At 43.3% G+C, this 13977-nt stretch carries 9 protein-coding genes; 2 read left to right on the top strand and 7 right to left on the bottom strand.

Features of this window, described 5'->3' with window-relative positions:
• Nucleotides 1-56 precede the first annotated feature (56 nt).
• Nucleotides 57-908, bottom strand: coding sequence for a class II fructose-1,6-bisphosphate aldolase (gene fba / locus CD03_RS0109870; RefSeq protein WP_027293486.1), 852 nt, complete (start codon nucleotides 906-908; stop codon nucleotides 57-59).
• Between the two features lie 404 nt (nucleotides 909-1312).
• Between fba and CD03_RS0109865 the strand changes: the two genes are divergently transcribed.
• Together CD03_RS0109865 and CD03_RS0109860 are read left to right on the top strand one after the other, a co-directional pair.
• Nucleotides 1313-2110, top strand: coding sequence for a DeoR/GlpR family DNA-binding transcription regulator (locus tag CD03_RS0109865; protein ID WP_027293485.1), 798 nt, complete (start codon nucleotides 1313-1315; stop codon nucleotides 2108-2110).
• 115 nt (nucleotides 2111-2225) lie between these two features.
• A complete protein-coding gene (locus CD03_RS0109860; RefSeq protein WP_027293484.1) occupies nucleotides 2226-3416 on the top strand; it encodes an MFS transporter in 1191 nt (396 codons plus the stop codon).
• A gap of 256 nt (nucleotides 3417-3672) precedes the next feature.
• On the opposite strand, the gene CD03_RS0109855 is transcribed toward CD03_RS0109860, so the two are convergent.
• The 6 genes from CD03_RS0109855 to CD03_RS0109825 form a co-directional block, all read right to left on the bottom strand.
• Entirely contained in the window at nucleotides 3673-5157 is a 1485-nt protein-coding gene (locus CD03_RS0109855) for a glutamate synthase subunit beta (RefSeq protein WP_027293483.1), read from the bottom strand.
• Between the two features lie 12 nt (nucleotides 5158-5169).
• The gene (gltB, locus tag CD03_RS0109850) at nucleotides 5170-9723 is read right to left on the bottom strand and encodes a glutamate synthase large subunit (protein WP_044289278.1); all 4554 of its coding nucleotides are present in this window, start codon (nucleotides 9721-9723) and stop codon (nucleotides 5170-5172) included.
• Nucleotides 9724-10137: 414 nt separating this feature from the next.
• Nucleotides 10138-10770, bottom strand: coding sequence for a CPBP family intramembrane glutamic endopeptidase (locus tag CD03_RS0109845; protein WP_027293481.1), 633 nt, complete (start codon nucleotides 10768-10770; stop codon nucleotides 10138-10140).
• Nucleotides 10771-10851: 81 nt separating this feature from the next.
• Nucleotides 10852-11811 (bottom strand): N-acetylmuramoyl-L-alanine amidase family protein, encoded by a 960-nt coding sequence (locus tag CD03_RS0109835; protein WP_027293480.1) that lies wholly within the window; start codon nucleotides 11809-11811, stop codon nucleotides 10852-10854.
• A 165-nt stretch (nucleotides 11812-11976) separates the two neighbouring features.
• On the bottom strand, nucleotides 11977-13029 hold the full coding sequence (locus CD03_RS0109830; RefSeq protein WP_027293479.1) for a hypothetical protein: 1053 nt from the start codon (nucleotides 13027-13029) through the stop codon (nucleotides 11977-11979).
• Between the two features lie 13 nt (nucleotides 13030-13042).
• A complete protein-coding gene (locus tag CD03_RS0109825; RefSeq protein ID WP_027293478.1) occupies nucleotides 13043-13954 on the bottom strand; it encodes a YARHG domain-containing protein in 912 nt (303 codons plus the stop codon).
• Nucleotides 13955-13977: the final 23 nt, after the last annotated feature.

The following is a 13977-nucleotide window of genomic DNA, read 5'->3' as shown; positions in this document are numbered from 1 at the left end:
ATCTGTGGCATTTCCTCTCTCTTTATATTTCTTTCAGCCATCTTATGAATTCCGGCTTACTTGGCTTTTCCGTCGCTCTGACATACTCTGATGCGGTTCATTACAAGTTGTTTTACATTTTCACGTCCTGCAGCACCATATTTTTTCGGATCAAAGGTATCTGGCGCATCTGCCAGTACTTTTTTCACTCCGTCTGTATATGCAATACGAAGTTCCGTTGCAAAATTCACTTTACAGATACCGCGCTTGATACTTTCCTGCACCGCTTCATCGGATAATCCGGATGCACCGTGGAGTACCAGCGGTATAGACACCAGCTTCCGGATTTCACTTAAGCGGTCCAAATCCAGTTTTGGAACTCCGGAGTAAACTCCGTGAGCAGTACCGATTGCAACAGCCAGAGATCCGACACCTGTTTTTTCTACAAATTCTTTTGCTTCTTCCGGTACGGTATAGCCGCCGGCTCCGCCATCCAGATCATCTTCCTTACCGCCAACTTTTCCAAGCTCTGCTTCAACCGGCACATCCGAAGGTGCACAGGCATCAACCACACGTTTGCTAAGGGCTATATTCTCTTCAAAAACGCTGTGTGATCCGTCGATCATAATGGATGTATATCCGGTGCGCAGTGCCTGCATCGCCAGTTCAAAACTGCTCCCATGATCCAGGTGCATACATACAGGAACACTTGCCTTTTTTGCAATTGCCGTTACATTAGCAAGATATAAATCAAGGCTTGCGTATTTAACAGTAGATGGTGTTGTCTGAATCATTACCGGTGCCTTTAATTCCTCTGCGGCTGCGATAATTGCCTGAACCATTTCCATATTCTCCGCATTGAATGCCCCAACTGCATATCTCCCAGCCTGAGCATCTAACAGCATCTGCTTACTTGTAACTAATGGCATAATATCCTCCTATTCTGCGCCTTTTTTGCGCGTGCCAACCGGATTCCGCTTCTTACAGTATTTTATCATTTTTATGGGAATCTCTGCTAAAATTCATGTTTAATAAATGTCTGATTTATGTTCGTTATGTTTATATCATAATATAATCACAGCCAGGTCTATTTGTCAAGCACATTTTGTTTTATTTCTGTTATTTACTTTTCATATTCAAACATGTTTTTGTTTGTTTTTCGTTATTAAACGTATAATATCTGCTGTTTTAGCATATTTTTGTTTGATTATTTTCGAATTCAAACATGTTTTCATGGAATACTCTTGTATTTTCTTCTGTATCATATTATAATGTCTTCAAATGTTTGAAAATATTGTTTTGGGAAATAAAAAGAGAGGAACGTAAACCCCCTATGAAAAATAAACGAACAGACCAGATCATGGAATACATGCGTCTTCACGATGGAACTGCCAGCGTATTAGAACTGTGTACGGAATTTCACGTTTCAGATATGACAATCCGAAGAGATCTACAGGCACTGGAAGATGACAAAAGAGTAATCCGCCATCATGGAGGCGCTACCCTGGTTCAGGCATCTGCTGCCCTATTTAGTGATGCTCCTTTCCAGACCAGGCTGAACAACCATCACGACCTGAAAATGGCACTTGGAAATGCCGCATCGGAATATCTGGGCAACGCCAGTCTTGGCCAGGGCTGTAACTCTGTCTATATTGCATCCGGCACCACACTTTACTGTATGGCCCTGCAGATGAACTACACAATGGGATCCGCCACTTTGGTAACCGATAATGTCAGTGTCTCCCAGGTATTGGCAAATCACCCGGATTATACGGTGATTTCAATCGGAGGCCAGCTGATACTGCCCTCCCTTAATGCAGTTGGGCATGTGGCTGAAAATATGATACGCAGTTTTTCTTTTGACTATGCTTTTATCGGTGCCGCCACCATTGATGAAAACGGAATCATATATAACTATAATTACATTGAAGCCGGTACTTTTACTGCCGTACTGGAATCTTCCAGGCACATTGTAGTGGTTGCCGATTCTACAAAGTTTGGCAAAAAGAGTTTCGTACAGCTCACCCAGCTAAAGGAAGGCTATACACTCATTACAGACTCCGGCATCCAGGAAGAATTTATGGAAACTCTGCAGAACAACGGCGTAAAGGTAGTAGTAGTTAATGCCTGAAAACTTTCCTCATTTTTTTATAAATAAAGATTCCCTTTTTCCAATTCCAATGATATAATGCTATCACATTGCCACGATAAAGAGCAAAAATTTTATACTACTTGGGGAGGAAGTCATGTCACTTCATTTTAAACACACACGAAATGCCTGTTATCTCGGATATATTACGCAGGCCATCGTCAACAACCTGGCACCGCTTTTATTTGTCACGTTCCAGTCGCAGTTCTCCATATCACTGGAGAAAATCGGTCTTTTGATTTCCATCAATTTTGCTATGCAGATGTTTGTGGATATTCTGGCTGCCAAATATGTTGACAAAATCGGTTATCGTATCTGTACTGTTGCCGCACATGTCTGCTGTACGATCGGACTTGTCGGTATGGGCGTTTTTCCTTTTCTCTTTTCAAATGCCTATGCTGGATTGATTGTAGCTGTATTAATTAATGCCATCGGCGGCGGACTGATCGAAGTACTAATCAGCCCGATTGTAGAATCTCTGCCGGGTGACGAGAAGGCATCCGCTATGAGCCTGCTGCATTCCTTTTATTGCTGGGGACATGTAAGTGTTGTTATTATATCCACTTTGTATTTTGTAACAGTGGGTATCAGCAAATGGTATCTGTTGACGATATTCTGGGCGATCATCCCATTTTTCAATGCATTTTTCTTCAGCAAAGTGCCATTACATACCGTAGAAGCCGAAGCAGAGTCACTGCCCATCCGCAAGCTTTTCTCCATGAAGATCTTCTGGATGTTTCTGATACTGATGATCTGCTCTGGTGCATCGGAACAGGCGATGTCACAGTGGGCTTCTCTGTTTGCAGAATCAGGGCTTAAAGTATCCAAGACCCTGGGTGATCTGCTGGGTCCCTGCGCTTTCGCCGTATTAATGGGTGTTTCCCGTGTTTTCTACGGAAAATTTGGTGCAAAAATCAAGCTTAAAAAGTTTATTATAGCCAGCGGGTTCCTGTGCATTATCAGTTATCTGCTTGCCACGCTGTCACCCTACCCATTGCTGTCTCTGGTTGGCTGCGGATTATGCGGATTGTCGGTAGGTATCATGTGGCCCGGAACATTCAGTCTTTCCTGCCAGTACTGCCCTCAGGGCGGAACTGCTTTATTTGCACTTCTGGCACTTGGCGGAGATATCGGCTGTGCGGCAGGTCCGGGTCTGGTAGGTGTTGTATCCAATCTGGCTAATGACAGCTTAAAGAGCGGGCTGCTGTTTGCCATGGTATTTCCGATTGTAATGGTAATTGTAACGGGAATGCTTCGTAAAATAAAGAAAACTGCTGTTGTTCAGTAGATATTTATCTATTGGGTGTAAATTTAAAAAAGCCATGAAGGATTTTGAGATAACATCGCATCATCCTTCATGGCTTTTTTTAATATTATTTATCCAGTTATTTCATTTTCTATAAACTATTTCTTTTTCTGCTTTCAAAATCTTACAATTATTCTTATAAAAAGCAATCCCATAACAAATCAGGCTCGTATATCCATCTTTAAGCAGCTCTTCTCTATCATGCCTCCTGCCTGCTTATATTCAGGAATCTATAAAATTACAAATTCGTATACCCCATCAATGATTCATCCACTGCTCTTGCTGCTTCCCTGCCTTCCCGGATTGCCCAGACTACCAGAGACTGCCCTCTGTGCATATCCCCAGCCGTAAATACATGCTTTACGGAGGTCTGATACTGCTCTGGCTGCGTTGCCACATTTGTACGTCCGTCTAATTCCACCTTGAATGCATCAGTAACATATTTCTGTGCACCTAAGAATCCGGCAGCAATGAAAACTAAATCCACATTTACTGTTTCCTGGGTTCCCTCAACCGGCACCATCATCATGCGTCCGGTTTTTTCATCTTTTTTACTTTCTAATTTTACGATCTTCGCCTGGCATACTTCGCCTTTTTTATTGGCAGCGAATTCCGTAACGGTAGTCTGATACACCCGGGGATCATGCCCATACACTTCGATTGCTTCTTCCTGCCCGTAATCTGTTTTGCAGATCTTTGGCCATTCGGGCCATGGATTATCAGCAGTCCGTGTATCCGGCGCCTTAGGCATCATTTCAAGCTGGATTACGGATGCAGCCCCCAGTCGTATTGCCGTACCTACACAATCATTGCCAGTGTCACCACCGCCGATTACCATCACTTTCTTTCCTTTTGCAGAAACAAAGTTCTGATCCGCAAAATTTGAATCCAGCAGACTCTTCGTTGTGGCCTTCAAGAAATCGACTGCAAAATAAATTCCTTTGGAATCTCTTCCAGGGACGTTGATATCCCTGGGATTGGATGCCCCGCATGCCAGAATTACACGATCATAATCTTTTAGCAGAGCATTCGCCTTGATGTCTTCACCAATATTGGTATTGGCAGCAAACTCGATTCCTTCTGCCTCCATGATAGCAATCCTTCTGTCTATTATCGACTTATCCAGTTTCATATTCGGTATGCCATATCGAAGAAGTCCTCCGATGCGGTCATTTCTTTCAAATACGGTAACCTTATGCCCCCTTTTGTTCAGCTGTACTGCTGCTGCAAGTCCGGCAGGTCCACTTCCCACTACTGCCACTTTTTTTCCGGTTCTGACTTTGGGCGGATTTGGAACCACCAGGCCCATCTCAAATGCATTTTCAATGATTGCCCACTCATTTTCTTTCGTAGCCACAGGCTCTCCATTTAAGTTGCAGGTACATGCCGCTTCACATAGTGCCGGACATACCCTTGCCGTAAATTCCGGAAAACAATTCGTTTTCGCCAGTCTGTGATATGCCTGTTCCCAGCTTCCGGTATATACCAGATCATTCCATTCCGGAATCAGGTTCTGCAGTGGACACCCCGATGCCATCCCTCCGATCATCATGCCGGACTGACAGAACGGAACACCGCATGCCATACATCTGGCGCCCTGAAGCCTCTGCTTTTCCCTGGATAAGGGAACGTGGAATTCATTAAAATTCTTAATCCGGACCTTTGGTCGTACCGTCTCGCTGGTCTCTCTTTTAAAATCTAAAAATCCTGTTGGTTTTCCCATTCCTTTGCCCTCCTATCCTCTCGTATTTGCGTAAAATGCTTCAATCTGTGCCTGCTCGCTGCTTAACCCTTTTTCTTCCATCTGCACAATCTTCATCAACATCCGATTGTAGTCATTGGGAATGATCTTCTTAAATTTTGGCAGGTAATCCTCAAAATGTTCCAGGATTTCTTTTCCTTTTTCGGAATTGGTGTAGGCGGTATGATCTTTGATCATCTCTTTCAGTTCCAGGACATCATATTTGGAAGTAATCTTATCAATGGAAACCATCTCCTTGTTCAGCTTCCTATATAAATCGCTGTTTTCATCCAGTACATAGGCAATACCGCCGCTCATGCCTGCTGCAAAGTTCTTACCGGTATTGCCAAGAATTACAACACGGCCTCCTGTCATGTATTCACATCCATGATCGCCAACACCTTCTACTACCGCATTCGCCCCAGAATTACGCACACAGAAACGTTCTCCTGCCACACCATTAATATATGCTTTTCCACTGGTTGCTCCATAGAGGGCAACATTTCCAATAATAATATTTTCGTCCTGTTTAAACTTCGCACTCTTAGGAGGATATACAATCAACTTGCCGCCGGACAGCCCTTTGCCAAAATAATCGTTACTGTCACCTACCAGTTCCAGGGTAAGCCCCTTTGGTATAAATGCCCCAAAGCTCTGTCCCCCTGCTCCATTACATTTCACGGTGTAGGTGTCTTCCTCCAGTCCTTCCGGATACATTTTCGTGATTTCAGAACCAAATATTGTACCAAAAGAGCGGTCTGTATTGATTACATCTACTTCAATGCTTCTCTTCTGCTTATTCGAAAGCGCTCCTTTTAATTTTTTTACCAGAATTTTCTCATCCGCTGTTTTCTCCAGTTCAAAATTGTAAACCTGAGCCGGGTCAAAGGTCACTTTCATTCCCTCTTTTACAAAGGGGTTATTGATAATTGCGCTTAAATCCACTTTGGAAGCTTTTTTATTAGCGATGTCTGCTTTTCGTTTTAACAAATCTGATCTTCCTACCAGTTCATCTATAGTACGAACACCCAGTTTCGCCATATACTCCCGTAGTTCCTCCGCAATAAATTTCATAAAATTCATGACATATTCCGGTTTTCCGCGGAAACGCTTACGAAGCTCTGGATTCTGGGTTGCCACTCCTACCGGGCAGGTATCCAGATTACATACCCGCATCATGACGCATCCCATGGTTACCAGCGGTGCTGTAGCAAATCCATATTCTTCCGCACCTAAGAGTGCCGCAATTGCCACATCTCTTCCGCTCATGAGTTTACCGTCTGTTTCGATCACTACTTTATTACGCAAGCCGTTCATAATCAATGTCTGATGAGTCTCAGCAAGACCTAATTCCCAAGGCAGTCCGGCATTGTGAATAGAACTTCTGGGTGCAGCACCGGTACCTCCATCATACCCGGAGATCAGAATTACCTGGGCACCTGCTTTTGCCACACCTGCCGCAACGGTACCTACCCCTGCTTCCGCTACCAGTTTTACCGAAATTCTGGCTTCTTTATTTGCATTTTTACAGTCGTAGATCAGCTGTGCCAGATCTTCGATGGAATAGATATCATGATGAGGGGGCGGCGATATCAGGCTGACACCCGGTGTGGAATGTCTGGTCTTAGCAACCCATGGGTAGACCTTCTGTCCCGGTAAATGTCCTCCTTCTCCCGGTTTTGCTCCCTGAGCCATTTTAATCTGAATTTCTTTTGCACTTACCAGGTATTTGCTGGTGACTCCAAATCTACCGCTGGCAACCTGCTTAATCGCGGAACAACGGTTCATGCCGTCTTTCCCCATTTTCAAACGTTCGTCGCTCTCACCGCCTTCACCGCTGTTGGATTTTCCATGCAGACGGTTCATGGCAATCGCCAGTGTCTCATGTGCTTCCTGAGAAATAGATCCGTATGACATGGCTCCGGTCTTGAATCTCTGAACAATGGAATCCACACTTTCTACCTCTTCAAGGGGTATGCCATTTTCCGGATATTTAAAATCTAAAAGACTCCTCAGATAGCCCGATTCTTCCTGATCCACCATCTGTGTATACTGTTTAAATAATTCGTAGCTGCCCAGTTTTGTGGATTCCTGAAGGAGATGGATCGTTCTGGGATTGTAACGGTGCTCTTCTCCCTGGCTTCTCAATTTATGTCTTCCAATGCTGTCCAGTGTCAGGTCCACTCCAAGTCCCAGCGGATCAAATGCAGCCGAATGCAGCTCATCCATATCTTTGGCAATATCCTCCAGGGTAATCCCGCCGATCCTGCTGACCGTATTGGTAAAATATTTTTCCACTACATCCGGGTCAATTCCCACTGCTTCAAAAATCTGTGACCCCTGATAGGATTGAATTGTGGAAATACCCATTTTAGAAGCAATCTTCACAATACCATGCAGTACAGCATTGTTGTAATCATCTACCGCCGCATAATAATCTTTGTCAAGCATCTGGCAGTCAATCAGCTGGCGGATCGTTTCCTGTGCCAGGTAAGGATTAATTGCACAGGCTCCATATCCCAGCAGTGTTGCAAAGTGATGTACTTCTCTTGGCTCTCCCGATTCCAGAACAATCGCAAGTGAGGTTCTTTTTTTCGTCTTCACCAAATGCTGGTGCACCGCGGATACCGCAAGCAGCGAAGGTATGGGAACATGATTTTCATCTACTCCCCGGTCAGACAGAACCAGAATATTTGCACCGTCCCGATGGGCCTTATCCACTTCCACAAACAGCCGCTCAATTGCTCTGACAATACTGGTGCTTTTATAATATGTGATAGGTACTTCCGCTGCCTGAAAGCCTTCTACCTTCATGTTTTTAATTTTCATCATATCCGTATTGGTTAAAATCGGGTTTTGGACTTTGAGCACCTGGCAGTTCACCGCCTGCTCTTTTAACAGATTTCCATCCTTCCCCACATAAACCGTAGTAGATGTTACGACTTCCTCGCGTATTGCATCAATGGGAGGATTGGTTACCTGGGCAAACAGCTGTTTAAAATAGTTAAATAATGGCTGGTGCTCTTCTGATAGAACAGCAATCGGTGTATCCACGCCCATGGCTCCGATTCCTTCTGCACCATTTAAAGCCATGTTACAGATGGAAGTGCGGTATTCCTCATAGGTATAGCCAAATGCTTTTTGCAGTCTTGCCAATTCTTCCGCCTGGTACTCATGTGCCTTTGTATTTGGTATCTTCAGGTCACGCAGCTGTACCAGATAACTGTCAATCCATTCGCCATAGGGCTGGCTTTTTGCATAGCGTTCTTTTAAGGTATCATCATCCACCACTTCACCTTTTACGGTATCAACCAGAAGCATTTTTCCCGGATGCAGTCGTTCTTTTAATACAATTTTTGCGGGGTCAATGTTCAGAACGCCAACTTCGGAAGATAAGATCATATATCCATCATCCGTAATATAATAACGGGAAGGCCGTAATCCATTGCGGTCAAGCACTGCCCCCATAATATCCCCATCACTGAAAAGAATAGATGCCGGCCCGTCCCAGGGTTCCATCATAGTAGCATAGTACTGATAGAAATCCTTCTTAGACTGTGTCATGTTCCGGTTATTATCCCAGGGTTCCGGGATCATAATCATAACAGCCAGCGGCAGATCCATACCGCTCATAACCAGGAATTCCAGCGTATTATCCAGCATCGCCGAATCAGACCCCTGTGTATTTACAACAGGAAGAACCTTATGTAATTCATCCTGTAAATGCGGGGATACCATTGTCTCTTCTCTTGCCAGCATCTTATCCGCATTACCTCTGATCGTATTAATTTCACCATTATGCACAATGAAACGGTTCGGATGCGCTCTTTGCCAGCTGGGATTGGTGTTCGTACTGAATCTGGAGTGTACGGTAGCAATCGCAGATTCATAGTCCGGGGACTGAAGATCTGCAAAGAAAGTACGAAGCTGGCCAACCAGAAACATCCCTTTATACACGATGGTCCTGCTGGAAAGAGATACCACATAGGTATTATCATTACTCTGTTCAAATACACGGCGCGCTACATAAAGCCTTCTGTCAAAGTCCAGACCTTTCTTTACGTCATTTGGTTTTTTGATAAATGCCTGCATAATACAGGGCATACATTCCAATGCTTTGTGTCCCAATACCTCCGGAACAGTAGGTACCGCCCTCCATCCCAGAAGTTCCAGTCCCTCCTTTTCCACAATGATTTCAAACATCTTTTTTGCCTGATTTCTCTTTAATTCATCTTGTGGAAAGAAAAACATTCCAATTCCATATTCTCTCTCAGAACCTAAAAAGATGCCGAGGGATTTGCAGGTTTTCGAAAAGAATTTGTGAGAAATCTGTAATAGGATTCCTACACCGTCACCTGTTTTTCCTTCGGCATCTTTGCCAGCTCTATGTTCTAAATTTTCTACAATCTTTAATGCATTCTCTACGGTCTCATGGGTCTTCACACCTTTGATATTCACAACGGCGCCTATGCCGCAGTTATCGTGTTCAAACGTCTGTCTGTACAGCCCGTTACACCCGGATCGCAATATTCGATTTTGTGTCGTCATATTATCGTTCCTTTCTCTCGTTTTTCTCTGAACATAATATACACCTATTTTTTTCATCTGTAAACCATTAATTTTTGCGTTATTGTCAGATTATTCGTCTTTTTCATAAACCCAGTCATTATTATCAGATTATTTTTGCTAATACTTTATTTTTGCTGCTCCCCCAAAAACATTAGGCAGGGTATCATTAAAGATTTTTACCAAATATTTTTTTGAAATCTGACTTTAAATTCCCGCAAGAACTATATTGTCTTAATTTTATATATATTGTAAGGATGTTTTTGAAGACTAATACTACCGCGAACAATTTCATCAAGTTGGGTTTAGCTATGAAAGGGGACGCCTTGAAGCTGGAGATAGTGTTCGAAAAGAGAAGGGGACGGACCATGGCATCTTTCTCAGCGCCCCCCCAATTTACAGGAATGCGCTGAATAACACGGAGGATAAATTAACCGCAATATGAAAGACAATTGGTGCCTTAATGGTTCCCCATTTTTCATAAACCCATATCAGCAGAAGTGCCATGGGCAGAGCAAACAAAAACTGAATCATATTCCCATGATAAATCGCGAATATAAAGGCTCCCAGAAATACTGCCATTTTTTGGGATCTGACAAACCGTTTTAAACGCTTATACACCAACCCTCGAAACAGGTACTCTTCCATAATGGGCACCAGAATCCCGACACCAATGATCTGTATCCAAAGACCGCTTCCAAACAATGCCTCCTGAGCTGCATTAGAGAATACTCTATCCACCTGTATCAGGTTAATCAGATAGGATAAGATCTGATTGCTGAATACTGCCATCAGAATAATCAGCAGATAAGTCCATACTGGCTTGTGATCCGGATTATCCTTATTCCGTCCATAAAGCTGTCCATCCTTCCAATATAGGAAACAAACCACCGGAAGAACAATCAGCGCCGACAGCGTTGTCAGCAGTGCTGAATCAAATCTGCTGCCAAACACAGTCACCACGCCTGCGGACGCCAAAAAATGAATCAAAATCGGAATAAGAACTCCGGTAACATTTTCAAATATCATACATACACCTCCGGCTTATTGCAGTTTCCTTTGTTACTCCAGTGTGTGTGCTGATACTCTGGAGCCTGTTTTAAACTCGCCCTATCTTCCAAAATAATCATCAATGCCATTGGCAATCCCCTGTACCATAACGTCCTGGTTAGCAGCGTCTGCCATATACGCATCATCTCCCGGATTTGTCATAAATCCCATTTCCAGTATCGTAACCGGTACCTGGCTCCAGTTAATGCCCGTCATCTCATCTTCTGCCAGAATGCCCCGGTTAATCAGCCCGGTGGCTTCACAATAGCGGTCAATCAGACATTGGGACAAACGCATACATTCTTCTGATATACTTCCCACATAAGGATTTGACTGTGTGGGCGCCATGGTAAGTGCACCGGCAACACTGCTGTCCTCAGATCCATTTGCATGAATACGCACCAGAATATCCGCTCCCGCCTCATTGGCAATCGTTGCCCTGTCAATATTTCCCAGATCCACTTCATGGGTTGTCCTTGTCATTACCACCTGATAACCGCGTTTTTCCAGCTCAGTCTGAAGTTTCAAAGATACGTCCAGATTCAATTCATATTCATCCAGGCCGGATACACTTCCTGTGGTACCGGTAGCAAGACGTGCTTTCATCACCTCAGAGCCAGGACCGTTTGCTTCCGTCCTGCTCATATCCTGTCCCGGTCCCTGATGTCCTGCATCTACAGCAACAATCGGTCCCTGAGCCTTTGACTCTTCGGTTTCCTTAATATTGGCATTACTATCGTTCTTTTCCGTACTTTCTGACTCCTTTAGTTCCGTTACTGCCTGATTTTCAGACTCTTTCTCTGACTTTTTCTGATTTGAATTCGTCTGATTTTCATTTTCCGTTCCTGTCTCCTTTGCGGTCATACTGCCACTCAAAGATTCCGTTATAGTTTCCGTTACAGTTTCCGTTACAGTCTCTCCTTTATTCGTATTTTCACCGTTACCAGAAAACGTACAACCGGTTGTCAATAACACAATAGCCATCGCTGCTCCCATACATTTCACTAAATTTCTATGCATTTTTCGTTCCTTTCTCCAGAGACTGTTAATAATTCTCATATAATTTCACATTTTTCAGTTCATTACATAAGGGCTAGTATTTTATCATTTCCAGGTTCTGTTTTTCCTTTTTATGGATATAAAACAGAAGTTGAAAATATTTAAAATACCAGCCCAAAGCGTGTTTTAAAATAAATTAGGAATCTCCATTGATTTCAAATAGCACTTTCCACCTTGATAAATAAAATAGAATTTTACCTCTTTGGCATAAGACTGGGACTCTTCTGTTTCAGTGTCCCCATCTTCACCTTCCGTAATACGGTTACCGGTATATTTACAATTATATTTTGTCTTAACTTCAATTCCAATATAACTTTCATCCTTAGCCTCCGGATAATATGGCTCACCGTAAGTACTGTTAAACCCGCTGAATTCCAGATGCTTAATCACAAGACCCGGATCCGAAAACAGATTTCCGGTAACTGTCTTCAGTAAAGTCTCTTTATCCTGCACTTTATCAAAGGTGCTGCCGAGAGCCTGAACCGTCTGCTTTTGAACTGCCGCTGAAAAAAATTCTTTCAGCGCCTGCTTCCCCAGCTCCTGCATCTGAGTCTTTGCATTTTCACTAAGCTTACATTCACCTCTGACATCTATGGTACTTGCATCCTGGTCCGGCTTCCATTTCGTCTCATAGATCTCAAATGGCAGTCCTGTTACCTTTAATTGGTATTCCTTTTTTTCAAGGTATGGTAACACATATGATTTAGCTCCCGCTGTCATTTTCTCATCTTCTATAACCAGACTACTGTCCAGCGTCTTTTGATCCAACATAACTTTAGAATCCACAGGTACTGTAATCTTTACATTCTTTGCCTCGTCAACATGGTCATTACATACCCAGCGTTCAAACATACCGTATCTTTTTTTATCCTGACGTATAAGATCTACTGTTTCTGTTATGGGGTCTTTACTGTCTTTCGGAGTATAGGTGAAGGTAAAAGTCTGTACAATTTTACCCTCTTCACTTAGATTACGTTCCCCGGACTGTACGGTATAAGTTTCAATATTCTTTTCATTTTTAATGTAACGCTCTGCACTTTTCTGCGGATTGCTATCATAGGTTCCCTGATATACAAATGCTGCTGCCGCTGACAGAACGCCGGCACATACTAACCATGCCGTAAGTATTCTTTTATTCTTCCGATGCTTCCGCCATTTGTACTGCTGCTGCTTGTCCATTACTTTTCCTCCTCTATCTCTTTTCTTCATAGGCAAGAATTACTTTCAGATTTTTCTTTTCAAAATCATTCAGTAAGTCCATAGAGTCAAAAGTTTCCGGATCATAAGTTGGAACATACCAGGTTTTCGTATTAAAGTAATCAGTCCATTCCTGTTTGGTAAATTTACGTCCATGGCGTGCAAATATCTCATTTCTGGCTATTGCAATTTCCCTGTCAGTCATATTGTATAATTCATTTTCTGTAATATATCTGGTTGCCGTATCCGGGAAGAAATAGGTATCATCCCAGGCTGCAGGCGGCGCTTCTGTCTGTGGCGGATCTGTCTGCGGCGGATCCGTTTGCGGTGCATCCGTTTGTGGTGGATTTGTCTGCGGAGCTTCTGTCTGCGGTGGATCTGTCTGCGGTGGATTTGTCTGTGGAGCCTCCGTCTGCGGCGTACTGGCAGGAGGAGTTTCCCAATTACCATTCTGTGAATTCCCGCTTCTGTCTGTTCCTCCGTTAGAATCAGAATTTCCATTATAATCCGAAGTTCCATTGTAACCCGAACCGTTGGATCCATTACCCGATGAGCTGCTGTCACCATTATCAGAACTTCCGGTATTTTCACTTCCAGTACCGGAATTTTCCCCTCCGGTCTTTTCCCCATCTGTTTTCTTATCAGTCTCTTTTTCTGTACCTGTTTTTTCTTCCGGTACAATAAAAGAATCTTTGCTCTTGGCGATAAGCTCTGTTTCCTTATCACTATTGGTTTGCTGAATCTCTGATGATTTTTCGGTAACATCACTTTTTTCAATTTTTGTATTTAAAAATGCCAGTCCGGAATCTACCAGAAAAAATGATCCTGCAGATATCGCACAGGTACCGACTACAACTCCAGCTGCCGTTAGTATCTTTTTAACGACCTTTTTTCTTTCGTCATGCATTTTATTCTCACCTCTTGAAGAAA

This window comes from Robinsoniella sp. KNHs210 (genome assembly GCF_000686105.1).
Taxonomy (GTDB): Bacteria; Bacillota; Clostridia; order Lachnospirales; family Lachnospiraceae; genus Robinsoniella; species Robinsoniella peoriensis.
The sequence above is the reverse complement of the archived record's forward strand: the minus strand, read 5'-3'. Positions and strand labels throughout refer to the sequence as shown.